25 protein-coding genes, 1 tRNA gene and 1 pseudogene are annotated in these 24,317 nt (G+C 36.8%); 16 read left to right on the forward strand and 11 right to left on the reverse strand.

From position 1 onward, the window contains the following. Positions 1–2: 2 nt before the first annotated feature. From JGE69_RS10735 to JGE69_RS10765, 7 genes are all read left to right on the forward strand, one after another. The gene (locus tag JGE69_RS10735) at positions 3–236 is read left to right on the forward strand and encodes a phosphopantetheine-binding protein (protein WP_199113397.1); all 234 of its coding nucleotides are present in this window, start codon (positions 3–5) and stop codon (positions 234–236) included. Further along, positions 233–988 (forward strand): 2-oxo acid dehydrogenase subunit E2, encoded by a 756-nt coding sequence (locus JGE69_RS10740; RefSeq protein ID WP_199113399.1) that lies wholly within the window; start codon positions 233–235, stop codon positions 986–988. Before JGE69_RS10735 ends, JGE69_RS10740 begins: the two co-directional genes overlap by 4 nt. A 35-nt stretch (positions 989–1,023) precedes the next feature. Further along, the gene (locus tag JGE69_RS10745; protein ID WP_199113401.1) at positions 1,024–2,232 is read left to right on the forward strand and encodes an FAD-dependent monooxygenase; all 1,209 of its coding nucleotides are present in this window, start codon (positions 1,024–1,026) and stop codon (positions 2,230–2,232) included. Positions 2,233–2,242: 10 nt separating this feature from the next. Next, positions 2,243–3,340, forward strand: a complete 1,098-nt coding sequence (locus JGE69_RS10750; RefSeq protein ID WP_199113403.1) for an alpha/beta hydrolase — start codon at positions 2,243–2,245, stop codon at positions 3,338–3,340. Positions 3,341–3,404: 64 nt separating this feature from the next. Beyond that, on the forward strand, positions 3,405–4,115 hold the full coding sequence (locus tag JGE69_RS10755; protein ID WP_199113405.1) for a thioesterase II family protein: 711 nt from the start codon (positions 3,405–3,407) through the stop codon (positions 4,113–4,115). Between the two features lie 16 nt (positions 4,116–4,131). Next, positions 4,132–4,497 (forward strand): DUF4260 domain-containing protein, encoded by a 366-nt coding sequence (locus tag JGE69_RS10760; RefSeq protein WP_199113407.1) that lies wholly within the window; start codon positions 4,132–4,134, stop codon positions 4,495–4,497. Between the two features lie 95 nt (positions 4,498–4,592). Further along, positions 4,593–5,357, forward strand: a complete 765-nt coding sequence (locus JGE69_RS10765) for a 4'-phosphopantetheinyl transferase family protein (protein WP_199113409.1) — start codon at positions 4,593–4,595, stop codon at positions 5,355–5,357. Positions 5,358–5,958: 601 nt separating this feature from the next. Here the strand turns inward: JGE69_RS10765 and JGE69_RS10770 are convergent. Both JGE69_RS10770 and JGE69_RS10775 read right to left on the reverse strand, forming a co-directional pair. After that, a complete protein-coding gene (locus JGE69_RS10770) occupies positions 5,959–6,282 on the reverse strand; it encodes an AzlD domain-containing protein (protein WP_002117414.1) in 324 nt (107 codons plus the stop codon). After that, a complete protein-coding gene (locus JGE69_RS10775) occupies positions 6,279–6,974 on the reverse strand; it encodes an AzlC family ABC transporter permease (RefSeq protein ID WP_029768967.1) in 696 nt (231 codons plus the stop codon). Before JGE69_RS10775 ends, JGE69_RS10770 begins: the two co-directional genes overlap by 4 nt. 68 nt (positions 6,975–7,042) lie before the next feature. Here JGE69_RS10775 and JGE69_RS10780 point away from each other — a divergent pair, with 68 nt between their 5' ends. Beyond that, on the forward strand, positions 7,043–7,591 hold the full coding sequence (locus JGE69_RS10780) for a helix-turn-helix domain-containing protein (protein ID WP_063097715.1): 549 nt from the start codon (positions 7,043–7,045) through the stop codon (positions 7,589–7,591). A 54-nt stretch (positions 7,592–7,645) separates the two neighbouring features. Here JGE69_RS10780 and JGE69_RS10785 read toward each other — a convergent pair whose 3' ends face one another. The 3 genes from JGE69_RS10785 to JGE69_RS10795 form a co-directional block, all read right to left on the reverse strand. Continuing rightward, entirely contained in the window at positions 7,646–8,089 is a 444-nt protein-coding gene (locus JGE69_RS10785) for a MarR family winged helix-turn-helix transcriptional regulator (RefSeq protein WP_139120927.1), read from the reverse strand. A gap of 324 nt (positions 8,090–8,413) precedes the next feature. Beyond that, entirely contained in the window at positions 8,414–8,821 is a 408-nt protein-coding gene (locus JGE69_RS10790; RefSeq protein ID WP_199113411.1) for an EVE domain-containing protein, read from the reverse strand. After that, positions 8,818–9,279 (reverse strand): hypothetical protein, encoded by a 462-nt coding sequence (locus tag JGE69_RS10795; RefSeq protein ID WP_060465064.1) that lies wholly within the window; start codon positions 9,277–9,279, stop codon positions 8,818–8,820. The genes JGE69_RS10790 and JGE69_RS10795 overlap by 4 nt, the downstream gene beginning before the upstream one ends. A gap of 570 nt (positions 9,280–9,849) precedes the next feature. Here JGE69_RS10795 and JGE69_RS10800 point away from each other — a divergent pair. Then, a complete protein-coding gene (locus JGE69_RS10800) occupies positions 9,850–11,292 on the forward strand; it encodes an amino acid permease (protein ID WP_199113413.1) in 1,443 nt (480 codons plus the stop codon). A gap of 65 nt (positions 11,293–11,357) precedes the next feature. On the opposite strand, the gene JGE69_RS10805 is transcribed toward JGE69_RS10800, so the two are convergent. Further along, positions 11,358–12,857 (reverse strand): PLP-dependent aminotransferase family protein, encoded by a 1,500-nt coding sequence (locus tag JGE69_RS10805; protein ID WP_032062499.1) that lies wholly within the window; start codon positions 12,855–12,857, stop codon positions 11,358–11,360. Between the two features lie 156 nt (positions 12,858–13,013). On the opposite strand from JGE69_RS10805, the gene gabT reads away from it, so the two are divergent. Next, entirely contained in the window at positions 13,014–14,306 is a 1,293-nt protein-coding gene (gene gabT / locus JGE69_RS10810; protein WP_032057184.1) for a 4-aminobutyrate--2-oxoglutarate transaminase, read from the forward strand. Continuing rightward, complete coding sequence (locus tag JGE69_RS10815) at positions 14,303–15,751, forward strand: NAD-dependent succinate-semialdehyde dehydrogenase (protein ID WP_199113415.1); 1,449 nt, start codon at positions 14,303–14,305, stop codon at positions 15,749–15,751. The genes gabT and JGE69_RS10815 overlap by 4 nt, the downstream gene beginning before the upstream one ends. A gap of 104 nt (positions 15,752–15,855) precedes the next feature. On the opposite strand, the gene JGE69_RS10820 is transcribed toward JGE69_RS10815, so the two are convergent. Both JGE69_RS10820 and ycaC read right to left on the reverse strand, forming a co-directional pair. After that, positions 15,856–16,830 carry a LysR substrate-binding domain-containing protein gene (locus JGE69_RS10820; RefSeq protein ID WP_032004961.1) on the reverse strand — a complete coding sequence of 325 codons (975 nt, stop codon included), beginning with the start codon at positions 16,828–16,830 and terminating at the stop codon, positions 15,856–15,858. A gap of 20 nt (positions 16,831–16,850) precedes the next feature. Next, the gene (ycaC, locus tag JGE69_RS10825) at positions 16,851–17,477 is read right to left on the reverse strand and encodes an isochorismate family cysteine hydrolase YcaC (RefSeq protein ID WP_002052204.1); all 627 of its coding nucleotides are present in this window, start codon (positions 17,475–17,477) and stop codon (positions 16,851–16,853) included. 277 nt (positions 17,478–17,754) lie between these two features. Between ycaC and JGE69_RS10830 the strand changes: the two genes are divergently transcribed. The 4 genes from JGE69_RS10830 to JGE69_RS10845 all read left to right on the forward strand — a co-directional run bounded on the left by JGE69_RS10830 (position 17,755) and on the right by JGE69_RS10845 (position 21,628). After that, entirely contained in the window at positions 17,755–18,627 is an 873-nt protein-coding gene (locus tag JGE69_RS10830) for a pirin family protein (protein ID WP_199113417.1), read from the forward strand. Positions 18,628–19,066: 439 nt separating this feature from the next. After that, on the forward strand, positions 19,067–20,365 hold the full coding sequence (locus JGE69_RS10835) for an FAD-dependent oxidoreductase (RefSeq protein ID WP_199113591.1): 1,299 nt from the start codon (positions 19,067–19,069) through the stop codon (positions 20,363–20,365). Positions 20,366–20,369: 4 nt separating this feature from the next. Continuing rightward, a complete protein-coding gene (locus JGE69_RS10840; RefSeq protein ID WP_199113419.1) occupies positions 20,370–21,197 on the forward strand; it encodes an SAM-dependent methyltransferase in 828 nt (275 codons plus the stop codon). 8 nt (positions 21,198–21,205) lie between these two features. Beyond that, positions 21,206–21,628: a GFA family protein gene (locus JGE69_RS10845; RefSeq protein WP_199113421.1), complete on the forward strand. Its 423-nt coding sequence runs from the start codon at positions 21,206–21,208 to the stop codon at positions 21,626–21,628. Between the two features lie 536 nt (positions 21,629–22,164). Here the strand turns inward: JGE69_RS10845 and JGE69_RS10850 are convergent. Next, entirely contained in the window at positions 22,165–22,548 is a 384-nt protein-coding gene (locus JGE69_RS10850; RefSeq protein WP_068614199.1) for a hypothetical protein, read from the reverse strand. Positions 22,549–22,713: 165 nt separating this feature from the next. On the opposite strand from JGE69_RS10850, the pseudogene JGE69_RS10855 reads away from it, so the two are divergent. Continuing rightward, positions 22,714–22,855: pseudogene (locus JGE69_RS10855) on the forward strand (hypothetical protein). Between the two features lie 3 nt (positions 22,856–22,858). Here the strand turns inward: JGE69_RS10855 and JGE69_RS10860 are convergent. Both JGE69_RS10860 and sxtP read right to left on the reverse strand, forming a co-directional pair. After that, positions 22,859–22,934: transfer RNA gene (locus tag JGE69_RS10860), tRNA-Thr, on the reverse strand. A 124-nt stretch (positions 22,935–23,058) separates the two neighbouring features. Next, positions 23,059–24,303, reverse strand: a complete 1,245-nt coding sequence (gene sxtP / locus JGE69_RS10865) for a multidrug efflux MFS transporter SxtP (protein WP_057068931.1) — start codon at positions 24,301–24,303, stop codon at positions 23,059–23,061. Between the last annotated feature and the right edge of the window lie 14 nt (positions 24,304–24,317).

The following is a 24,317-nucleotide window of genomic DNA, read 5'->3' on the forward strand; positions in this document are numbered from 1 at the left end:
AAATGAACATTACTGATTTTTTAAATTTTGTTAATTTAAATATGGGTATTCAAGTTACAGAGAAGGACTTAGATATTGCTTTAGTTGATATTGATCAATGGGATTCCATTAATGCAATTCGGTTAATGAGTTTACTTGAAAAGAAATTAAGTTCCCAAATTTCTATTGCAGATTATTTACAGGCTTATACTTTAAGACATATTTATGAACTATGTCAGAAGGTTCATATTCAATGATATTTAAAAATTTATTTCCATGGCAAAGAAAGCATACTTTACTTTTTGCAGATTATGCATGGAGTAATCGACCTGTAGTGCTTGAGACCGAAGTTGATATGTCAAGTATCTTACAACATCGTCAAATGAGCGCGAATAAAATTAGCTATATCTCCTACTTCATTAAAGCTTTTTCAGATGTTTTAGAAAAATTTCCTGATGCTAATAGCATGATTATTGGTAATTTTCTCCCGAATATCATTCAATTGAAAAACATTAATGCAAAATTTACCTTAGACAAAACTCTAGAAGGTAGAAGAATTGTTACTTCTGCTGTGATTCTTAATTCAAATCATATTTCTTTAGAACAGATCCAAGAAAGGGTCAATTATTTTAAGTCTCATGATTTTAAATCTTGCTCTGAGTTTAAGCCAATCCGTATTTTGCAAAAAATACCATTACCTTTCGGGCGATTATTATTTAACTATACTATGAAAAATGCCAATCTTAAAAGTAAGGTACAAGGCTCATTCACAATTACATCTTTAGGTGGCCGAGATGTTTCTCGGTTTATTCCGCTTTCAGGTTCCACTATTTCTTTAGGGCTTTCAGATATTATAGATAAACCTATAGTTAAAGAAGGTCAGATAAAAATCAAGCCAATAACTAATATAGTTTTAGTTTTTGACCATCGTGTATTAGATGGTGCTATTTCAGCTGAGATTTTATCTGAGTTAAAGAAATATTTAGAAAATAATTTTTTTAGAATTTGAAATCATATTATTAATAATGACGTTGGGATCATATTATGAAAACTGATATTTGTATCATTGGGGCTGGTCCAGCAGGCCTTGTTTTAGCATTACAACTTGCCAAAGCTGGTGTAAAATTATCTATATTGGAAAGCTCGACAAGTTATAATCGTTCATTCCGCGGTGAGTCGATGCAACCAGATACTGTAAGCATTTTTGATGAGCTGGAAATATTAGATGAGTTAACAGAGCATGGATATCTTGAAACACATGCACTTGAAGTAACTGAATTTGGAAAAAAATTATTAAATATAAATTATACGAATGCTCCATATAAATATAAATATGTTATGGACATTCCACAGCCTGTATTATTAAATGCTTTACTTAGCCGATTAAGAAAATTTGAAAATTGTACTATTTTACGTGGAGCAACTTGCACGGATTTGATTTGGGATAATCAGCGTGTATCTGGCGTTAAATATCGTACGAAGGATCAAGCAGAAACTAATAGTATTGAAGCTAAATTAGTAATTGGTGCAGATGGTAGGTATAGTAAAATTCGAAAATTAAGTGGGCTCGATTTTGTTAAAAAGAATACAGAGAGAGATGTTCTTTGGTTTAAAATCCCTATTCCAGATAAACAAAAAAATAACACAGCTAGAATTATTGTTGACGGTTCTAAACATTTAATTCTATTACCAACTTTTCCTCATTATTACCGTGCTGGAGTAAATATTTCAAAAGGAAGTTATAATAATTTACGCAAAAAAGATATCAGTGCATTTTATAATTTAATTGAGAGTATTGATATGCAAATTGGATTTTCTGCTAGAGAATATATTTCATCTTGGCAAGATGTTCATTTACTTGATATTTTTACTATACAAGTAAAAAAGTGGTTTAAAGATGGTATTTTATTAATCGGTGATGCTGCTCATACAGTTACTCCTCTTTTAGGCCAAGGTGTTAATTTGAGTATTCAAGATGCTATGGAACTTGCCCCAATACTAATAACAGCAAGTAAAATGCAAAATATTGAAAATATAGATTTTTCTAATTTTCAAAAAAATAGACAAAAAGAAATTGATTTTGTTCTTAATCTTCAGCTAAGACAAGAAAAGTTATTATGTGCTAATAGCCCAGTACATCAATTAATTCGCAGAACAAGTTATAGATTAATAAATAATTTTACTTTCATTCAGAAGAGAATTAGCAATCGAATTGCTTATAAAAGACAAATTCAAAATAATCTTTACTTATGAAATAAATATTATGCATTACTTAAATGAACTCAAGAACTTTGTCAATCTACATAGCTCTGCACAGCAACTTAATCCTAGAAAGATCAAAAAGATATTGAAATCAATATCAACTATAGATAATGGTCTTCCTGATAATTGGTCTCAAGTATGGTCTAATCATGCCCAGTTAATGGAAGAAAGAGGTAAATGGGCGGAAGCATGTAAACTTTATAATCTCGCGCGATTTCCATTTATTGAAACGGCAGTACAGCAAGATGCACATGAGGCATGCATCAAAAATTTTAAATTAGCCATGAAAGCAAGCTCTATTGAATTTGAAACGCTTAATCTTATGAATGGCGAATACAAAGCTTATGCAACAGGTTTGGATCGAGGTTGGCCTTTGCTCATAGTATGTGGTGGAATTATTTCAATCAAAGAGCAATGGCAGCGCTTTATGCATTTATCAGCAAAGCTTGAACTTGCGATTGCTATAACTGAGATGCCTGGTGTTGGTGAAAACAAACAGGTATATCAAGCGGGTCCATGCACATTATTTTCGACAATCATTAATGCATTATCTGGCAGAGCTAAGATTGAAGAAACACATTTAATGGCTCTTAGTTTTAGTGGTCATTTAGCAATCATAAATGCACTTAATGATCCCCGGATTATTGGAATTACAACTATTGGTGCTCCAGTAGAGGATTTCTTTTCTAATTTTGATAAATCAAAAATTCCCTTAGTAACTCAGAAAACTCTTGCTCATATCATGCAGCATTCAATTGAGCAATTAGATATACAAATGCAAGCATTTGGTTTAGTTTCACAAAAAGTTTCTTTACTCAATATTCCCATTCATTACTTACAAAGTAGCTTTGACGAAATAATTTCTAAACGAGAAATCCCGATATTACGAAGCATGGCTCCCCATTTGGAAGTTCTAGAAATTGCTGATGTACATGGTTCACCTAACAATATAGGGCTAGTTTCACTTTGGGCATTATCTTCTATTTTATCGAGTTATCCTTCAAAAAGAAAACAGAATATTATCTTAAGTAATTTATTAGGGATGAAAATGTTATGGATTAAATTGAAAAATAAAATATCTTTTAAATATGATTCCTAGTTTCCAAAATAAGAGTCTAATGATTATCTAAGATAAATTGAGTTAAAAGGAAAATTCAAATCAAATGAAAAATAAATCTCTCATTTTAATTTGCTTTACTTATGCTGGTGGTACAAGTGCCCTTTTTTCAAAATGGAAAAAGTATCTTTCTGATGATATTACTATTTATCCTATTACTTATCCTGGACGTGAGAATAGATATAATGAACCACGCGAAACTGATTTTCTAACTTTATCTAAAAAATTAAATGAATCACTTGACTCAGTATTAGAAAATAATAAATTTGCAATTTATGGGCATAGTATGGGGGCATGGTTCGCGCATCAACTTGCCTTATATGCTGAAAAAAAACAATTGCGGCCAGAGATACTACTAGTAAGTGGCCAACGAGCACCACATTTATCATACCCTTTTCCTTCGGCAAAGAATCTTGATGATAAAAAATTATTAGAATTTATACAGTCATTTGGCGCTATTGACCAATCTTTATTGAGTCATCCAGAGTGGGTTAACTATGCAATCTCTTTATTACGGGATGATTTAGCATTATGCGAGAGTCATCAGCCTGTTGATGTTCCTCTTGAGTGCCCAATTCATGTTTTTTGTAATGAACAAGATCCGCTAATTACACTAGATTTGCAGCAAGCTTGGCATATTCATACCCAAAGTCGTTTTACAACATCATTTCATATGGGTGATCATTTTTTTATTAGAAATCAATCAGAAAATTTTTTAACAACGTTGTCTAAAACAGTAGAAAATTATATTAATTAATTGCGAGGTTTATACCATGAATTCATATCATCACTATATTATACGAATTGAAAATTTTTTAGTATTTCTAGCAGCTATATTGATTTATTATTATTTTAATTTAAGCTGGAAAATATTTTTTATTACATTTTTTATTCCTGATGTCGGTATGCTAGGATATTTTTTTAATAAAAAAATTGGAGCTTTTACTTATAATTTAACGCATAATTTTATTCTCCCTATTATCTTGGGTATTTTATTTCATTCAAATTTGCTATTGTTAAGTCTTTCTGTAATTTGGATTTCCCATGTTGGTTTTGATAGAATGCTTGGGTTTGGCTTGAAAAGTGCAGAGGGTTTTTTTATTACTCATTTAACATTGTTAAAAAAAATTGATTGCTGATTTTCTTGATGTAAATAGGCTTCTTTTTATTAATATTTATATATTTTTTATCATGAAGTCTATTTGTTTAATGTAAAGTGTATGTGTTGGATATTATGTTTTCTACTTCTACTCTAATTTTTAAAAAAGAAAATTATTTTATTAAAGAGATACATCAGTTTTCAATGAAGAGATTTCCTTCTTTACATTTTATTAAGATACATTTTGATGAGCTATATTTTAATTTATCACTTTTTGATTATTATAGTATTAAATTGCCTTCCAATATGGAAGAGTCAGCTAAAAAGCGTCAAGCTGAATATCTGGCAAGTAGGTATGCTACAAGTATAGCACTTAAGAATTTTGGGTTTGAGAATTTTCATTTAAAAAACACATTAGAAAGAGCTCCAATTTGGCCTGTGAGTATAGTAGGATCATTGTCACATACCTATCAACAGACAATAGTTGTTTGCGCCAAAGATTGCTTAACTAGTTTATTAATTGGTATTGATATTGAAAGAATAATTAATGAAGATGATTGCATAAAACTTAGTAATTATATAATCAATGAAAGTGAGCTAAAAAATATGTGTAGCATTAAACTCCCATTTAATATTAAACTCACATTAGCTTTTTCATTAAAAGAAAGTTTATTTAAAGCTATTTATCCTAAATTAAAATTATTTATGGATTTTAATTTGTTTGAGATATTAGATTTAAATCTTGAATTTTCAACCGCTTATTTGTGTTTGATGACTGATTTGCCCCCATATTTTAATAAAGGTTATATTTTTAAAGGTTATTTCGAAATTAGAAAAAAAGTGGTTATAACATTAGTGGTTGATGATATTCCACCCATAAATAGTGAAATTATAAATTGAAATTTAGATGTAATTAATATAGAAGTTTTTTAAATAGTCTGGTTAATTTTAGTTAGACTGAATTAATTGTAAATATATTTTAAAAATACTATTCAGAGTAAAAATTTTATACAATTTTAACTTTTTTGGTAAAATTTTTTGAATTTAAAATTCTTGTGTAAAATATAGATGGTAATTTTATGTGGAAGTTAACTTGAAAGTATTTATTAAAGCTTTTGTGTTTTCTCTATATGTGCATTATTGTAAAACTTTAAATATATTTTATTATGCGATATAGGTATTTTTTTAATTAATTTAACTAAATTAAATTGTTATTTAACTCTATAAATTTGTATTCACTTAAGTCAATAAAATGATCACGTCATAAAATTCACTTAAATAAAAAATAATTGATAGCGTCTTGCAAGCAGTTTCGATATATGTTGGTATTTTTCAAGAGATCGGATGAGAAAATGAAAATGTTAAGTTTAAAGAAATTAATTTGACATAATATTTAACATATTTATTTAATTTGTTGTAATTTAAATATTTATTTGTTTTTTGGTATGTATATCCGTTCTAATCAAAGTTTCAAAAAAGCGAGTTTATCTCGCTTTTTTTATTACTCAATTCCAAGCAAACGTATAAGTGCCGTGCCAGCAGCTGCCAAGCAAATCACTAATAACAGCGGTACTTTCTTCCAAACCAAGAACAGTGCTAAGCCAACACCAAATATACGCGCGAATCCCGCAAAATGTTGACCTTCAAAAAATGTTGTCGTCACTGCAATCGCACAGAGCAAAACAGTCGCACCGTTTGAGAGTAAAACTTGGTATTTTTCAGAAAAAGAGAACTTGGCACCCAAGTGAAACCCAGCAAAGCGAATCCCATACGTTCCAAGTGCTAGCAAGCCTATACCTAAAATAATTAGTAATTGTTGACTCATTTCTTTCTACCAAATATCAAGCCAAAAAGTGAAATCAGAATTGGAAGTCCTGAGGCCAAAAAAGGTGTGGTGATCAGTGCTAAAGTTGATCCAGCAAATGCAGCTTTTCGAGTAGATTTATTCTTTAAAGCATTAAAAGTAAGTGCAATTAAAATCGCGGGGAAAATGGCATCTAAGCCAAATGTTTTAGGGTCTGGAATCGCACTTCCAATGAAATAACCCGCCGTTACACCAAGTGGCCAACTGAGCATGATGCCTATACCACATAGCCAGTAAGCAGCTTTTTTCGTCTCAAAATCGGGCTGTGCCATACCAAACAAAACGCTTTCATCGTTCATGATATGTGCCCCAAAATATCGAGAGAATTTGCCACGGATTAGTTCATTGACCGCAATACCAAAAGGTAGATGTCTTAAATTGACGAGTAGTCCTGCAATCGCAGCTGCAATTGGGCTACCACCTACAGCCAAGAAACCAATAAAAATAAATTCAGCAGTTCCTGCGAGCACAAACACGGATAGACAAAGCGGGATCCAGAGCGCTAAGCCATAACTTGCAGCGAGTGAACCTAAAGACATACCAACGACACTCGTCGCTAGACATACAAAGAAAATCGAGCGGGTAGTGTCTTTACTTAGTTTTTTAATCAAAGAGTATGTGGACATAGCATGATATAACGAACGATTTTCCATTATAATGAATAAGTCTGATTTTTTTGTCAAAACGAACGATCGTTTTTTTTATAGAACGGATGTGGTGAATGTCTCAGCCAATTGAAATTATTGCCAAAGGTTTAACGCGTGAACGTCAAAGAGCAGGGCTTTCGTTGGCAGAGGTTGCTCGTCGTGCAGGTGTTGCTAAATCTACATTGTCACAATTAGAGGCAGGGCAAGGTAACCCTAGCATTGAAACCTTATGGGCACTTTGTGTTGCACTAAATATTCCATTTGCAAGGTTGATGGAAGAACCGAGTAATCAGGTACAAGTGATTCGCTGTGGCGATGGGCCAACAGTGAGTTCTGAGATTGCCAATTACAAAGCGATTTTGTTGGCGGCTTGTCCGCCACATGCGCGCCGCGATGTTTATTTACTGATTGTTGAGCCAGGCGAAGACCGTCTTTCAGAGCCGCATCCAGTTGGTTCTGTGGAGCATATTATTGTGGTTGAAGGTAAAGCTTTGGTGGGCTTAATTGATGAAGCTGTTGAGCTTGGTGTTGGCGACTATATTTGTTATCCAGCTGACCAGAAACATATATTTAGAGCATTGGAAACAGGCACAAAGGCATTATTAATTTCTGAACAAAACTAAAAGCTTTAAATTCATTTAAATGAAGTCTTTTCTTGTAATGAATTTAAACCTCTATTATTCATTTGTTCCAATCAGTCTAAGTAAGTTTTCTTGGGATAATGTTTTATTGTCGACTTCTTCAACCAGAGTAATTGCTTTACGAAGCAAATCTAATCCTTCATCAGTCAACTCAACTTGTTGTTCGCGTAAATCTAAAGGGTAAGGTGAAATGGTAATTAATTTACTTTTTTTTAGGCGCTGTAAAATAAGAGAAACCTGCATTTTGGGCATACCAGACATTTCAACAATCACTTTCTGTCTAATATAGGGGGTGGAAATCGATACATTTTGTTGTAATTGCCAACCAATAAGCGCGAGTATGCTGAAGTTCTGCTGAGTTAAATCTAATGGAGCTAAAACTATATCAATCTGTCTTTGCCACTTAATAAATGTTTGCCAAAATCTGAATCCTATACTTTCCATTGGAGAGGTGTGTGTAAATATATCTGGCTTTACCATTTCAATAAGACCCGTTAAGTAAAATTATAATTTTTAAAAAAATTATAGAAAGCGCAAGTATAGCTTATTTAAAATATACGTGCTGTTTACGACGAATAAGCTAAGTACAAGTTGTATCAGTTATTTATCTTAAAGCGTGTCATAGATCAAAATTATAATAAGAAAATAAAATTGAAGTGAATAGAGTTTAGTTATATTGCTGGGCCGCTTCCTGAGGAAGCGGAGGCTAGAGCAAAAATTATTTAATTAAAATTCAAATGAAGACTTCAAGTTTTGATCATTAAATAATATTTTGAGAGTAGATCTATAATTTAAAATTATCTCCTAGGTTTTACTATCGTTAATTAAATTCGCATCATGCTGACTTATTTCAAAAAAACCTCTTCGCGCAAGTATTCCCCAGTTCGGGTTACTCGTAAGTTCTAATCCTTTAATATTTTTGATGGGTTTGGATACAAAATTTGAATCAAAGATTACATCTTTTCTGAAAGGTTTAAAATCTGGAGTTTGCTCAAACTGATAGATTTCATTATTTAAAAAAGAGCATCTAAATGCGATTAGTTTTAATTCCTTACCAGCACGCATTTCAGTTCTTGGGCAATATATAAATACCTCATCGCCAGCATGAGTCGCGATGAGGGGGCCCTTTTTGCCATGGCAGACTTGAAGAATATTTAACTTTGAAGCTATTAAAGCATGTTCATAGGAAATCACAGCGATCCATGATTTCATTGGTTCATTTCTTTTTGCGTTATTTCAACAAGATTATTAACACTTTGAACAATATTCTGCTTTAAATTTTCCCAAATATTATCTTTAAAAAAATCATAGTTATGAGCTTGAGCACAAATAGTATGCTCAATTCTGTCATCAGGACATGCTGCACTTTTTTCAATAAGTGAATGTCCAATAGACATGGAGCCTATAGGAGTATGACTAGTTGTTGTAAAATGTTGTTCATCAATAAATGATGTTACACAAATAGGAACTAAATCGGGGGTTCCGTATGGAAGAATATTAATATTCTTCCCCAGCTTTATTTTATTTCCATCGGATTGGGTTTCTAGTAAACCCTTATCCCAGTTGCTCCAGTTGGTAATATCATTCCAGTGCTTCCATATAAGTGGAAAGGACTCTTTTGGAATCTTAATACTATAGCTAAATGTTAACGTTTTAAGTTTATTGTTCATTAATTTTGCCTTTTATATAAGTTAATAATAGTTTTATTAAAGAATAATCAGTTGTTATGAATGACAGATTTAGCTCGAAATGAGTTGATATCGCTAGTCATATTTAAACAAAACTTTAATAGTAAAATAATATACTATTATTTTATTAATTACAATTTTAAAATTTTGATGCTTTATCTTTATTCGATTATCCATAAGTTATTTTTTATAAACTTAAGGTACTTTTATAAATTCTAACCAAACACATCGATATTGCATACTTGGAAATCTGATTCTATTTTTATGTAAATTATTTATAGAAATATTAAATTCATGAAACGAATCTAGACCAATTTTGCGTATAAATTTTGCAATTGGCTCTCTCTTTTATTCCAAAAATGGCTCTCGTTTCTTGACTGCCGAAACGACAAATTAAAGCCATTGGAAGTATGCATACGGAAGCGCCGAATAAGCTCAGTGAATTTTCTGTTTTAGGAATTGGGCAGAACGGCTAAATTTTTAGGGGATATTTTTTGGCTTCGGAGGTTTTCCGAGACTAGCCGATATCCTCCATATATTAAGGAAAATGATATGGCAGCTCATCAAAATGGTTCTGAAGCCAATCACTCCCAAAGTTTAAAACATGGACTCAAATCACGCCACCTGACCATGATCTCTATTGCAGGGGTTATTGGTGGTTCTCTATTCGTGGGCTCAGGCAGTATTATTTACAATACCGGACCTGTAGTTTTCTTAACTTACGCTTTAGGTGGTCTACTCGTTTGGTTCATCATGCGTATGTTAGGCGAGATGGCTGTTTTAAACCCAGATAGTGGCTCTTTTTCAACATATGCTGACCGTGCGATTGGCCGTTGGGCAGGTTTCTCAATTGGTTGGTTGTACTGGTGTACTTTGGCTATGCTCATGGGTTGGGAAGCCTATGTGGCAGGAAAAATTCTAAACAATTGGTTCCCGTTTATACCGATCTGGGTCTATATGGTCGTGGTGATTGGTGCACTGGTTGTCGTTAATTTACAAAACGTGAAAAACTATGGTGAATTCGAGTTTTGGTTCGCCCTCATCAAAGTCATCGCGATTGTTATTTTCCTTGTGATTGGTAGTTTAGCCATCATGCATTTGTGGCCTTGGGGTAATCCGGCTGCTTCTGGTATTAGTAATTTAACCTCTCAAGGCTTTATGCCTAATGGTGGTTCATCCGTTATTACCGCTTTGCTTGGAGTCATGTTTGCTTATATTGGCGCTGAAATTGTCACTGTAGCGGCAGCAGAATCGGCAAATCCATCTAAAGAAATTCGTAAAGCTTCAAATTCGGTGGTTTGGCGAATTATTTTATTCTACGTCGGCTCAATGTTTGTGGCGGTATGTTTAATTCCTCACAACAATGAACTTTTGAAAGATTCGACTTGGGGAACTTATAGCGTTACGTTGTCTGCGCTTGGTATTCCGGGTGCGCGCCATATCGTAAACTTTGTGGTTCTAACCTCGGTATGTAGCTGCTTTAACTCAGCGCTTTATACGTGTTCACGTATGTTGTTCTCATTATCTAAACGTGGTGATGCACCGAAAAGCTTTGGCTCTGTAAACAGTAAAAGTAGTCCGTGGGTGGGCGTGATTGTGTCATGCTTCTTCTCTGTAATTGCTGTGGTTTTAACTGCAACCAAGAGTATGGATGTGTATGACTTTTTCATGCTAACAACAGGTGCAGCAACACTCTATGTATACCTGACCATTGCTTATTCTCAGCTTCGTATGCGTAAAAAGTTAGAAGCTGAAGGCGTGAAAATTGACTTTAAAATGTGGATGTTCCCTTATTTAACCTATGTAGTGATCTTTGCAATTATTGGTGCAATTCTTACCATGTTGATTGAAGGCACATATTTTAAAGAAGTGATTTACACCACTGCATTGTTCGGCATTATTGTGTTCTTCGGATTGTTGTCTGAAAAATTGGGTTGGGGTAAAGAGCGTAGAGCGACCCATTTAACTCATAGCCATGAAGAAAAGTTAGTTTAAATTTTTAAATAAAAAAGAGCCTTACAAACAGGCTCTTTTTTATTTGTTTTAATAACAGAGGGAAGTTAATTTAGCGTAGGTACGCCTGCTTCACGTAAGCATTGGAGCAAGACGCCAAAAGCCATCACCATATCTTTTTCATTTACACAAGCAAAGCCCATCAGTAAACCACGCTCTGCATGTGCATGCGACTGCATGTAGTATTGAGATAAGGGACGAACTTTGACACCACGTTCAAGCGCTGTGGCTGCAATCGCGACATCATCGCAAGAGTTTGGCAGTTTTAAAACCAGATGTAATCCTGCTGCTTCGTCATATTCATGAATAAATTCGGGGCCAAGATAACGTTGAATTAAGCTCACCAAGTAGTCGCGGCGCTTGCCATAAAGTAGGCGCATACGGCGAATATGCGCTTCATAATGGCCTTCACGAATAAATTCAGCTAGGGCTTTTTGCTCAAGCAAGTGCCCACCACGATAAAGCTCGGCTGCCACAATGCGTAATGGTGAAAATAACGGCTTAGGTACGACTAAATAGCCAATTCTTAAGGATGGATAAATAGTTTTACTAAACGTGCCCATGTACAGCACAGGCGCATCATTTTCTAAACCTTGTAAAGATGGATAAGGCTGACCCGAGAAACGGAACTCACTGTCATAGTCATCCTCGACAATCCAGCTATTATGCTGACGTGCAATCTCAATCAATTTACGTCGGCGGTTTAGGCTTAAATGAGAGCCAAGCGGATATTGGTGGGAAGGTGTGACAAAAATGAGTTTTGGTGGCTTTGCTGGATTTTCCTCAGGAATAATACCTTCAGCATCGACAGGCATCGGTTGAATATCGAGACCATTAATACGTAACGTATTACGCATTCCCCAATAAGCAGGATCTTCAATCCAGATTTTATCTCCCATATCACTGAGCGCACGCGAGACTAAATCAATAGCTTGATGAATGCCTTCGGTAATAATAATCTGGTCTGCATCGCACTGGACTGAACGTGCAACACGCAAGTAATCTGCCAATGCACTTCGAAGCTCAATACATCCACCTGCATTGCTATAAATCAGGCGATTAATATCGGGTTCGCGGCTTAAGCGTGCTTGAATACGACTAAAAATATGATGTGGGAACTCAGTCACATCGGGTGCTCCCGGCACAAAAGCGCCCCATTGGTGTGGCGACGCTGCTGCATAGCCCAATAAGTTGGAACCACGCTGCGATAGCTCATAAGAGCTTTGAACTTTCGGACTTGAAACCGCTTTTTTCTTATTTTGTGTATTTAAAAAACTCTCTGGTAACTTTTCGGCAACCCATGTGCCGTGTCCCGTACGGGCTTCTAAGTAGCCTTCAGCTTGTAGCTGTTCATAGGCACTAAGCACCGTATTTCTTGAAACATGAATTTCACTGGCTAAGTCGCGTGACGCAGGTAGACGAGTCTTGGGCTGGATGACTCCATCAATAATCGCACCACGCAGGCAACGGAAAAGGCGTTGATGTAGTTTCCCTTCAGTGTCCTGTTGGAGTCGTTGCAGCAAATGATCTCCAAGTAAACTACGCAATTGGCTCTCTCCTACAGTTAAAAAGTGGCTCTCGTCAGTTGGCATCAGACGAGCGAAATTACATGCATAGGCAGTCGTTGTAAAGCACCCTGAAAATTAAGCACAGGATGCAAGAAACCAAAGCTGCAACTGATGATGAAAATATGAGGGAATCAAATGGATAATCAACATTCTGCACTTAACGCACGTAAACAGCAAGCAACTCCACGTGGTGTAGGCGTGATGTGTCAGTGGTATGCGGAAAAAGCTGAAAATGCCACGCTTTGGGACAAGGAAGGCAACCAATTTATCGACTTTGCTGGTGGTATCGCGGTTTTAAATACAGGCCATCGCCACCCTAAAGTGATTGCAGCAGTAACTGAGCAACTTACTAAATTTACTCACACTGCCTATCAAGTAACACCATATGAAAGCTATGTCGCTTTAGCTGAGCGTATTAATGAACGCGCGCCAATTGCGGGTCCTGCGAAGTCAGCTTTTTTCACAACTGGTGCAGAAGCAGTTGAAAATGCAGTGAAGATTGCTCGTTCTTATACAGGTCGTCACGGCATTATCACTTTTGGTAACGGTTTCCACGGTCGTTCATTTATGACGATGGCAATGACAGGTAAAACGGCTCCTTACAAACGTGATTTCGGCGTAATGCCAGCGGGTGTGTTCCACGCGCGTTACCCAGTGCCTGCTAAAGGTATTTCAGTAGACGCGGCAATTGAAAGCGTTGAAGATATTTTCAGTGAAGATATTGCACCACATGATGTTGCGGCAATCGTACTTGAGCCAGTACAAGGTGAAGGTGGTTTTAATGTTGTGCCAGCTGAGTTCTTAAAACGTTTACGTTCAATTTGCGACAAGCACGGTATTTTATTGGTTGCTGACGAAGTGCAATCAGGTTTTGCCCGTACTGGTAAATTGTTTGCAATGAACTATTACGAGACTAAAGCAGACTTAATTACGATGGCGAAAAGCTTGGGCGGCGGTTTCCCAATTTCAGGTGTTGTGGGCCGTGCAGAAGTGATGGATGCACCAAACCCAGGTGGACTAGGTGGTACATACGCAGGTAGCCCGATTGCAGTTGCTGCTGCACACGCAGTGATTGATGCGATTGAAGAAGAAAACTTGTGTGACCGTGCAAATGAATTAGGTGCTGAATTAGTTGTTACCCTTAAAGATATTCAACAAGCAACAGGTGACGTCGTAACTGATATTCGTGCATTGGGTTCAATGGTTGCGGTAGAGCTTGAAACAGCTGAGCAAGCAAAAGTTGTACAAAACTATGCAATGGAAAACGGGTTGTTACTTCTTACTTGTGGTAAATACGGTAATGTAATTCGTTTCTTATATCCATTAACCATTCCTGCTGAACAATTCCGTCAAGGCCTTGATATCTTGAAACAAGGTTTTGCGACACTCAAAGCAGGTAGTGCAAAAGCAATGGAGCAATCTGCATGATTCAAAATGATTTGCAGTATTTATTAAAACATCCTGATATTTCATTAGAAGCACCTGCATCAAATGACTATATCGAAGTTAATGATGCTGCTACAGGTGAAACTTTGGCATGGGTAAAAACCTATGACCGTGCAGGAGTTGAAGCCGCAATTAACCGTTCAGCAAAAGCGCAGGCTGCTTGGAAAAAGCAAACTGCCTTGGCTCGTGCTGATGTGCTATTGGCATGGTACAACCTCATGCTTGAGCACAAAGAAAATCTGGCTCAAATCTTAACAGCTGAGCAAGGTAAGCCATTGGCAGAAGCACGTGGTGAAATTGGTTATGCAGCATCTTTCATCCGTTGGTTTGCCGAGCAAGCGCGCCGTATTGATGGTGAAGTCTTAACACCTACGTTGCCAAACCAACGTTTGCTCGTAATTAAACAAGCGATTGGTGTTACTGCTGCAATTACACCGTGGAATTTCCCGGCTGCCATGATTACGCGTAAAGCAGGTCCAGCGATTGCTGCGGGTTGTTCAATGTTGGTTAAACCAGCAGAGCAAACGCCGTTAACCGCTTATGCGCTTGAAGTATTGGCTTTACAGGCAGGTTTACCAACTGATGTTTTAATTAACATTAGTGGTGATGCGGTTGAAGTAGGTAAAACCCTATGTGAAAGCGATATTGTTCGTAAGTTAAGCTTCACAGGTTCAACTCAAGTTGGTCGTATCTTGATGCAACAATGTGCGCCAACCATTAAAAAGCTTTCACTTGAACTCGGTGGTAATGCACCAGTTGTGGTATTTGATGATGCTAACCTTGAGCAAGCAGTTCAGGGCATTATGGCAAGTAAATATCGCAATAGCGGTCAAACCTGTGTATGTGCTAACCGTATTTATGTTCAAGACGGTATTTACGATGCATTGGCAGAGCGTTTGGTTGAAGCTGTGTCTAAGCTTAAAGTTGGCGATGGCCGTCAAGAAGGTTCAACTCAAGGGCCTTTAATCGATGAAGACGCGATTGCAAAAGTTCAGTCTCATATTGCAGATGCAACTCAGAAAGGCGCAACAGTTCGTATTGGTGGTCAACGCTCGGCACTGGGCGGTACATTCTTTGAGCCAACAGTTTTAACTGGCGTAACACAAGACATGAAAGTATCTAAAGAAGAAACTTTTGGTCCGCTTGCACCACTATTCCGCTTTAAAACCGAAGATGAAGCAGTGGCAATGGCGAACGATACCGAGTTCGGTTTAGCTGCTTATTTGTTTACGCAAAGCACAGCTCGTCAATGGCGCGTGGGTGAAGCACTTGAGTACGGTATGGTCGGCATTAACACGGGCGCGATTTCAAATGAAGTTGCTCCGTTTGGTGGCGTAAAACAGTCAGGTCTAGGTCGTGAAGGTTCAAAATTCGGCATCGAAGAATATGTCGAGATGAAATACCTTTGCGTAGACTTATCTGAGTAAGGAATAAAGCGAGTTCGTTTTGTTCTTAACGAAAACATACAGTTATGCTGTATGTGATGTTTCACAAAAAACCGGTCATGCCCATTCATGACCGGTTTTTTATTTTAAGTCGATAGATAGCCATCACGACTTTCAGGCAAACGCCTGAGTTCATCAATCAGCGTTTCAATGAGTTTTTCAACCACCAGACGCTGGCCTTTTCTTGAAACATATACCAATTGCAGCGTACCAATATTCGACTTCCAGTCAGGAAGAATATGAATAAGCGTACCTTTACGAATTTCAGATTCGACGGTTAAAAAAGGAAGGTCGGCAATGCCTAAACCATCCATCACGGCATAGTAAACGCCTGCCAAATCATTACTTTTTATTCGTGGTTGATAAGGCACATCAACCGATTCACCATTACGAATATTGCATAAATGCCAAATAGGATTTTGCTTTTGAGTACCTAAGCTAATACTTGGGAAATCTTGTAATTCAGAATAATGCTCAATAGTGCGGCCTTGTAATAATTCAGGCGAAGCCACCAGACAATGATCGGTTTTAATCACATCACGAACAATTAAATTTGAATCTTCATTGGGTTCAAAATTGGTACGAATCGCGAGGTCGATGTCATCATGCAAGATATCTACTCGACGGCTGGTTAGCTCGAGTGCGATTTCAACTTTGGGGTAGGTTTTTAAAAACTGATTTAAAATTTTTCTAATTTGAAAATGCATCATTAAAGGTGGGCAACTTACTTTTACCAGACCTTGAGGCTCACTTTTTTGCTTTAATAACACGTTTTCTGCACATTCAACTTGAGTAATAACTTTGCAGCATTCCTCATAAAATTCTTGGCCTAAATCGGTCACTTTAAAATGACGTGTTGTTCTTTGAATCAGGCTGACATTAAATTTATTTTCAAGGTCAATAATGCGTCGGCTGAGCTTAGATTTACTAATATTTTCAGCATCACTGGCCGCACTAAAGCCGCCGTGTTTTACGACCAAATAGAAATAATAAAAATCATCAAAAGAGCTTATCAATGTCCGATCAATCCATTTAAATTTAAGATTAGAGCGCTTAAGCACTCTAATCTTGGCAATAGAACTTATTTTTGTGAGGTATTAAAGCTATAGCTTGTCATCAGGTTGCGGTAATCAGGGATATGATTTGAGAACAACGCACCTAGACCTTCCACATCATTACGCCAGTCGCGGTGTAACTCACACGCCATACCAAACCACGTCATAAGCTGAGCACCTGCTTTTGACATACGATCCCAGGCAGCATCACGTGTTAATTCATTGAAAGTACCAGAAGCATCGGTAATCACAAACACTTCAAAGCCTTCAGCGAGTGCAGATAAAGCTGGGAATGCCACACAAACCTCAGTCACTACCCCTGCAATAATCAGTTGTTTTTTACCTGTCGCTTTGACAGCTTTTACGAAGTCTTCATTATCCCATGCATTGATTTGACCAGGACGTGGAATAAATGGTGCATCTGGGAAAAGTTCTTTTAATTCTGGAACTAAAGGACCATTTGGACCATTTTCAAAACTAGTGGTAAGAATAGTTGGTAAATTAAAATATTTAGCAGCATCTGCAAGTGCTAATACATTGTTTTTAAATTTATCTGGATCGATATCTCGAACTAAAGAAAGTAAACCTGCTTGATGGTCAACTAAAAGAACCGCAGCATTATCCTTGTCTAAACGCACGTAATCTTGAGCCATTTTTTATGTCCTCATGTTATCAAAATAAATAATCAAAAATTATTGAGTAGGTCGTTATTGCCTAAAATTATGCTAGTTGAGTTTTATGTCGTGATTAAGTCTAAAAAATAGGATTAAGAATTTTAAAAATAGGACGATCTTAAAAAGAGCACATTAAACTCTTAGATTGTCTCATAGATGAAATAATGTGTTGCTAATCCTGATCTATAAACTGCAATTATTGAGGCGTAAAATCAATACCAGTTCAAGAAAATCCTACATATATAGGAGAGATCAGATGAAGAAATTTCTTGGTGCATATCAAAATAACCACATGCATTGGGTGGGTGATGGTTTCCCTGTATATAACCTATTCTCTTATGACCGTTTAGGCCAAACCTTAAGCCCATTTTTGCTACTCGATTATGCAGCGCCTTATACGTTCTCGCCAACGACTGAACAGCAAGGTGTAGGTTCACATCCTCACCGTGGCTTTGAAACAGTGACCATCGCCTACCAAGGTGAGGTGACCCATAAAGACTCAAGTGGCGGCGGCGGAACCATTAAAACTGGTGATGTACAGTGGATGACTGCGGGTGCAGGCGTGTTGCATGAAGAGTTCCATTCTCCTGAATTTGCTGAACACGGTGGTCTTTTTGAAATGGTGCAATTGTGGGTAAATTTACCTGCTCATTCAAAAATGACGCCTGGAAAATACCAAGCGATTGAAGCTAAAGATATTCCAGACATTGCACTAGACGAGGAAGGTAGTCATTTGCGGATTATTGCAGGTGAATATGCAGATGCAAAAGGTGCAGCAACGACATTTAGTCCATTAAATGTATGGGATGGTAAATTGGTTAAAGGCCAAAAACATACCCTCTATGTACCTGAAGGTCACACCACGCTTGTTGTGATATTAGATGGCGCGGTTGTGGTTAATGATGCAAATCTTCTTGAAGGTAAAACCGTTGCGATTTTATCTCGTGAGGGCGTTGAGTTTAGTTTAAATGCTGAAGAAGATACTAAATTTTTAGTGTTAACTGGCCAACCACTCAATGAACCAATCGAAGGTTATGGTCCATTCGTCATGAATACCAAAGCCGAGATTATGGAAGCGATTAATGATTTTAATCGTGGAAAATTCGGTTCACTTATGCAAGAAGGTTAAATTGTTTAATTGTGCTTAATTGGCTATTAAAGCAAAGTAATAAAAAGCCCGCTATCAAGTGTGAATAGCGGGCTTTTTCGCTGTAAAGATTCTATTTTTATGATGGTTTTCATTATTCTCTCGGCATTGTTTTGTGTGATTTGCTTCTCATTATTATGGGCTAATGATATCTTAAAAAAAGATAGTTGTAAAACAAATGATATAAATATAGTTAAATTATCTTATTTTATTTAAAAGATTTTTTTTAAATTTTTAAAAAATATAGATTTTTATACACTCATCCTCTTTTGTAAAATTTTATGAAAAACTTTTGGGCGGATCTGTTAAATTTTTTCTATATAAATTGATGCAAAAAATAAAAATCTGGTAGTTTTTAATACGGTGTTTTTTTGGGGTATGAGTGATAATCAAAAAAATTCTCGAAAAATGGGACATCATTTTGAATATCGCAATTATTGGCAGTGGAATGGCAGGGCTTGCGGCAGCAAGAATTCTGAAAGATGCAGGGCATACGATCACGATATTTGAAGCACTTCCTGGCCGGGGAATGGATAGCCATAGCATTGAGTTCGATGGTGGAATTATTGATGCACCGCTACGTGTGATGAATCCACATCTGTGGAAGAATACACTCAGCCTTGCCGCTCATTTAGGTATTAAGACCTTCCCGGTTCGTACTTATATGTCATGTAGCTGGTTATTCGAAGATCGTACGGAAACATGGTTAACGACATCTCGTAGCCGTATTGGTAATTTCCCGATTATTAATAACCGTAAAGGCATTCAGCAATATGGCTGGCGTCTTGTGAAAGGGATGTTGCAACTAAAAACTGCGATTCACCAGTTTTTCAAATCTCAAAATCAAGATATTACCCTCGCTGAATTTATTAATCAGAACGATATTGAAGAAGTATTCTGGCACGGTGTGGTTATGCCAGTGCTCTATACAATTTGTACGTGTAATCCAAAAACAATTGGCGATTGGCCTGCAAAAAACTTACTTGAGTTTTTACGTCACTTAACTGATGGCGACATGTTATTGCGCATGAAAGGTGGCACACCTGCATTTGTAGATAGCTTGATTAAAGGCATCGATATCCATAGCGGATCAGCAATTAAAAAAGTTGAATTACAAGGCGAAAAAGTATTGGTTGAAAACAGCCAAGGCGAACAGAACTTATTTGATCGAGTAATTGTTGCAACGCCAACCTCTAAAATCGATGAGTTTTTAAATCCTGAACAATTTGCAGAAGATATGAACCTGCTTAAGCAATTCCGCTTTGAGCAAGGCGATCTTGTCATTCATACCGATGCGACCGTTATGCCACCACGCCGTAAGGACTGGTCAGTGCTGAGCTACATGATGGACCGTAAGTTTACGCGTCAGCAATTTACAGTTTGGATGAATGCGGTTGAGCCAACACTCGTGGGTAAAAATCCTGTATTCCAAACTTGGCGTCCAGTGGTTGATATTGACCCTAAAAAAGTTATTTCAAAAGTGACTTTAACGCGTGCGGTTGTAGACTCACAAACGGTTGCTTTAAACAAAGAATTGCAACAACGCCATTTAGACCCAAGCCGTAAAGTATTCTACTGTGGTTCATGGTCGTGTGATGGCTTGCCAATTTTAGAGTCAGCAGTTACTTCTGCCATGCATATTGCTGAAATTTTAGGTGCACCTTTACCATTTGTAGGTTTAAAACCTAAGGTGGAAGTTGCCCCAGAACTCGGCTACTAAAATTGTGAAAACAAAAGTTCGAGTAGCTCTCTCTCGATTCATTCCCCATAAATATGCAATTGATGCATCAAGCTTAGGGGATGATCAAGAGCTTGCTTGGACAAATTTGGGTTTTTGGAAAAATACCCAAAACTACCGTGAAGCTTGTCGCCAATTGGCTGACCATTTGGCACAAGCTGTTAATTTAAATTCAAAAGATCATCTCTTAGATTTAGGCTGCGGACAGGGTGCAAGTTTGTTGCACTGGTTAAAGCATTATCAGCCTAAAAGCCTCAGTGCAGTTGAATTGCAAACCCAATGTGTTCATAAAATTCAAAAGCTTATTCCCGAAATAAGCCAGATTTTTTGCGGTTCATTTTTAAATTTAAAACAATTTGAATTTAAACAATACTTCGATGTGGTGATGTGTATTGATGCCGCTTATCACAGTCATTTAAATTCATTTCTAGATTCCATTGCTCCAGTTTTAAATTCAAAAGGCCGATTAGGTTTTCACTACTTAATGCGTGCCGATTCATGTCAAAACATGACCGCTCTACAAGAACAAAAGCATCGTTATTTACTCAAAGCAGCAAATGTCGCTTGGGATGCTGTGCCAAATGAAAAAATGCTGAGAACTACCTTGGAACAACAAGGTTTTGTCGATATTCAAATTGAAGATTTATCTGAGCAAGTGTTACTCGGTTTTTCGCAATATATTCAAAATCAACAAGGACAAAAGCAAAGCCGAGGATTGGCAAATTTTAAAATTCAAATGACTGCAAAGTTATGCCAACAACTCTACCAAAATGGATATGTACGTTATATTCAAATCACAGCAATAAAAAAATAGGATGAGCCATGTCAGCCAAATATCAAGGATCATGTTTATGTGGAGCTGTGAGCTACCAAAGTGAAGCAGAGCCACGTTATAGCTTTAATTGCCATTGCCGAGATTGCCAAAAGGTAACAGGTTCAGCATATGCACCAATCGCTTTTTTTCATCAATCTGAATTGAAAGTAAGTGGTGAGCTGAAATATTTTGAGACTTTGGGATCTTCTGGCCGAGCTATTAAAAGAGCATTCTGCCCGACGTGTGGTTCTCAACTTTTTGGCTTACCTGAAATTGCGCCTGAAATGATTTCAATACGTGCAGGTACTTTGGATGACCCTAGTCTCTATCAGCCTAGAGCAGAGGTGTTTGTGAGCCAAGCATATGCATGGGATACGTTGAACCCAAACCTTAAACACTTTGAAAAAATGATAGAGAAGAGCAAGAAATAAAGCTTAATTAAAAAAGCCAAATATTCCTAAAATAATCACTAAAGTAAGGCTACCAATAGCTAGAAATAATATAGTTTTTCTATATTTTAGCTGCGGCATTTTACTTACAATGAAAATAAGGCATGCGAGTATGAGCGCTAAGGGCTGAAAAATATTTGATGGCAAAGTAAACATCTCGTTCCTTGTTGTTTTTAAATTTATTTTAGAAATAAAGTAATAAACTCATTATATCGTCTTCTTATTTAATTGAAGAACAGAACTTCTTTATAAATTCATATTTTTATTTCAATGATAGATCAATCAAGTTTTAAATTTAAAAGAACCATGTACGCTTTTTCGTACATACATTCGGGAAATTGGCGTCTTTTTATGACGTGATAAATTGCCTATGATGAACTCATCAGGAGCAGGAAGTTCCGAAACGTAAAACAACAATAATAAGTTTAGGCATCAGGACGTGAGGTATTACAGGAAGTGTACCTAGTAACGAAATACGAAAAAAGCCCAACAGGATGTTGGGCTTTTTTCATTTCTTATTAACGAATTTCTTTACCGCCTAAGGCTGCACAGTTAAATGGTGTATTCCATTTCACAGCAGTACCTGTGAGTACTGGGCGAACAATACGCCAAGGCCAGAAACCAAATCTTTGGCTTTGGTGATAATTAATTACCACATCTGCACCATACTTACGGGCAACGTTAGCTAATTTAGGTTTTACTTCTTCAAAGCCACCATAGGTTCCTTTTGCGGCTTTAATACGTTTAATAGATTTATAGTGCTCTGCTGAAGGAGTACCTTCAATTAAGCAAATAGGTGGATTTGCAGTAGTTTGAATTTGAGGTTGAGATGCAGTTTCTTGAGCATATGTTGTTAAAGGGAATGCTAGAAATAAAGCAGGTAAAATAAAACGAAGTTTCATACTTTTCCGTATTGGTATCTTAATGAATTAAAATTTATAAAATAGGTCTTATTTATATGACCTTATTTGGTGGCGCATTATAATCTTATCTTTTTCATATTTCTTGTTTTAAAATTATATTTTTTAATAAATTAAGAACGCATATTTTTCTATTAAAAGAATAAATTGGTTTTAGAAAAAAATTTTTGAAGCTCGAGTTTATAATAAAATTTTAGGTAAATACCTTCCGTCAAAATAGTATGAATATACTATGCCTAAAACCACAGACAACAAAAAACCCCATAAATCAAATATTCATGAGGTTTAATGATGGTGCCGGCACACGGATTCGAACTGTGGACCTACTGATTACAAGTCAGTTGCTCTACCAACTGAGCTATGCCGGCGATGTGGAGTGAATTTTACAGTTTCTTAAAAAAATTACAAGCCAAAAAATGAGCATTTAAATTTTTTCATATCATTTTTAAATGCTCATAGGGGCTAGCCTGAAAAAGTTAGGGTTTCAACGCATTAATGCGCTTTTGCGTGTTTTGTATAAATTACTAAAAATATCCCAAGTAATGACAGTACAACGGTTAAGCCAACAATCGCATTCCAACCACCGTGCAACCAGAACCAACCACCTGCCGAACCGACAATACTTGAACCCATATAGTAAAAAAGTAAGTAGAGCGAACTAGCATGTGCTTTAGCTTGTTTGCTTTCAGCTCCAACAGAACTACTGGTGAGTGAGTGGGTAATAAAGAAACCCGTAGTAATAAATGCAATACCAATAATAATGCCGAAAAGAGAAGTGAGCAGGGTCATGAGACTTCCCACAATCATTAAAGCAAAGCCACTCATCATCATGGTTTTTTTGCCAAAGCGATCGGCTAGTGTTCCTGCCAACGATGAAGACACCATGCCAAAGCTATACGACAAGAAAATAAGGCTAATTTGTGTCTGACTGAGTGAATAAGGCGCTCCACTTAAACGGAAAGTGGCATAGTTAAACAAGGTGACAAAAACACTAGTCAGCAAGAACCCAATGGCAAATAGGCGTAATAATTTTGTATTGCTTAAATGAGCACGCCACATTTGCATGTGAAAATCTAAATTTAGCCCTTTTTTCTGCACAAAATTACGCGAAGCAGGCAGTAGTTTTAAAAAGGCAATTGAGCAAATAAAACAGATTGCTCCAAGTAAGCCTAAAGCAGTGCGCCACGAAAAATATTCAACCAAAATACCCATGCCGACACGGCCCATCATGCCACCAAAAGCTGTACCTGCAATATATAAACCCATAGTTTTACCTAGGTGCTCAGGTGCAATTTCTTCGGCAATCCAAGCCATTGTCACTGCTGGCACGCCGCCGAGCAGTAAACCTTCTAAAGCGCGTACTATCAGCAAACTGTGCCAGTTCGGGGTAAACATTGAGACAATATTTAAAATTGCGGCACATAACATTGATGTAAAGATTACACCGCGACGGCCAAGGGCTTGTGAAAAGGCGCTTGATAGCACAATCGAAATCGCTAAAAAGGCAGTCGTTAATGACAGTGCTAAAGAGCTACTCGCAGGGCTAATCTGGAAGCTTTGGCTAAATGCAGGTAAGAGTGGCTGTACACAATAAATCAGAGAGAAACTAGCAAAACCTACCAGGAATAAAGCAAATCCTGCGTGTTTATAGGCTTTAGTCCCTTTGTGAATCCACTCACGGGAAAGAACAGTAGTTGCCTCAGTACTTAAAGTACTGGGTGTAGATGAAGAACTCATATCATGACCATGAC

It is taken from the genome of Acinetobacter sp. C13 (assembly GCF_016809775.1).
In the GTDB taxonomy this organism is placed as follows: domain Bacteria; phylum Pseudomonadota; class Gammaproteobacteria; order Pseudomonadales; family Moraxellaceae; genus Acinetobacter; species Acinetobacter pittii.

Excerpts from the sequence above, each read along its gene's own strand:
- JGE69_RS10750 (WP_199113403.1), top strand. The coding sequence starts at position 2,243 with ATGCATTACTTAAATGAACTCAAGAACTTTGTCAATCTACATAGCTCT.
- JGE69_RS10780 (WP_063097715.1), top strand. The coding sequence starts at position 7,043 with ATGTCTCAGCCAATTGAAATTATTGCCAAAGGTTTAACGCGTGAACGT.
- JGE69_RS10800 (WP_199113413.1), top strand. The coding sequence starts at position 9,850 with ATGGCAGCTCATCAAAATGGTTCTGAAGCCAATCACTCCCAAAGTTTA.
- JGE69_RS10850 (WP_068614199.1), bottom strand. The coding sequence starts at position 22,548 with ATGAAACTTCGTTTTATTTTACCTGCTTTATTTCTAGCATTCCCTTTA.
- JGE69_RS10765 (WP_199113409.1), top strand. The coding sequence starts at position 4,593 with ATGTTTTCTACTTCTACTCTAATTTTTAAAAAAGAAAATTATTTTATT.
- JGE69_RS10760 (WP_199113407.1), top strand. The coding sequence starts at position 4,132 with ATGAATTCATATCATCACTATATTATACGAATTGAAAATTTTTTAGTA.
- JGE69_RS10795 (WP_060465064.1), bottom strand. The coding sequence starts at position 9,279 with ATGAACAATAAACTTAAAACGTTAACATTTAGCTATAGTATTAAGATT.
- ycaC (WP_002052204.1), bottom strand. The coding sequence starts at position 17,477 with ATGGCTCAAGATTACGTGCGTTTAGACAAGGATAATGCTGCGGTTCTT.
- JGE69_RS10745 (WP_199113401.1), top strand. The coding sequence starts at position 1,024 with ATGAAAACTGATATTTGTATCATTGGGGCTGGTCCAGCAGGCCTTGTT.
- JGE69_RS10785 (WP_139120927.1), bottom strand. The coding sequence starts at position 8,089 with ATGGTAAAGCCAGATATATTTACACACACCTCTCCAATGGAAAGTATA.
- JGE69_RS10830 (WP_199113417.1), top strand. The coding sequence starts at position 17,755 with ATGAAGAAATTTCTTGGTGCATATCAAAATAACCACATGCATTGGGTG.
- JGE69_RS10775 (WP_029768967.1), bottom strand. The coding sequence starts at position 6,974 with ATGGAAAATCGTTCGTTATATCATGCTATGTCCACATACTCTTTGATT.
- JGE69_RS10740 (WP_199113399.1), top strand. The coding sequence starts at position 233 with ATGATATTTAAAAATTTATTTCCATGGCAAAGAAAGCATACTTTACTT.
- JGE69_RS10815 (WP_199113415.1), top strand. The coding sequence starts at position 14,303 with ATGATTCAAAATGATTTGCAGTATTTATTAAAACATCCTGATATTTCA.
- sxtP (WP_057068931.1), bottom strand. The coding sequence starts at position 24,303 with ATGAGTTCTTCATCTACACCCAGTACTTTAAGTACTGAGGCAACTACT.
- JGE69_RS10755 (WP_199113405.1), top strand. The coding sequence starts at position 3,405 with ATGAAAAATAAATCTCTCATTTTAATTTGCTTTACTTATGCTGGTGGT.
- JGE69_RS10845 (WP_199113421.1), top strand. The coding sequence starts at position 21,206 with ATGTCAGCCAAATATCAAGGATCATGTTTATGTGGAGCTGTGAGCTAC.
- JGE69_RS10770 (WP_002117414.1), bottom strand. The coding sequence starts at position 6,282 with ATGAGTCAACAATTACTAATTATTTTAGGTATAGGCTTGCTAGCACTT.
- JGE69_RS10790 (WP_199113411.1), bottom strand. The coding sequence starts at position 8,821 with ATGAAATCATGGATCGCTGTGATTTCCTATGAACATGCTTTAATAGCT.
- JGE69_RS10735 (WP_199113397.1), top strand. The coding sequence starts at position 3 with ATGAACATTACTGATTTTTTAAATTTTGTTAATTTAAATATGGGTATT.
- gabT (WP_032057184.1), top strand. The coding sequence starts at position 13,014 with ATGGATAATCAACATTCTGCACTTAACGCACGTAAACAGCAAGCAACT.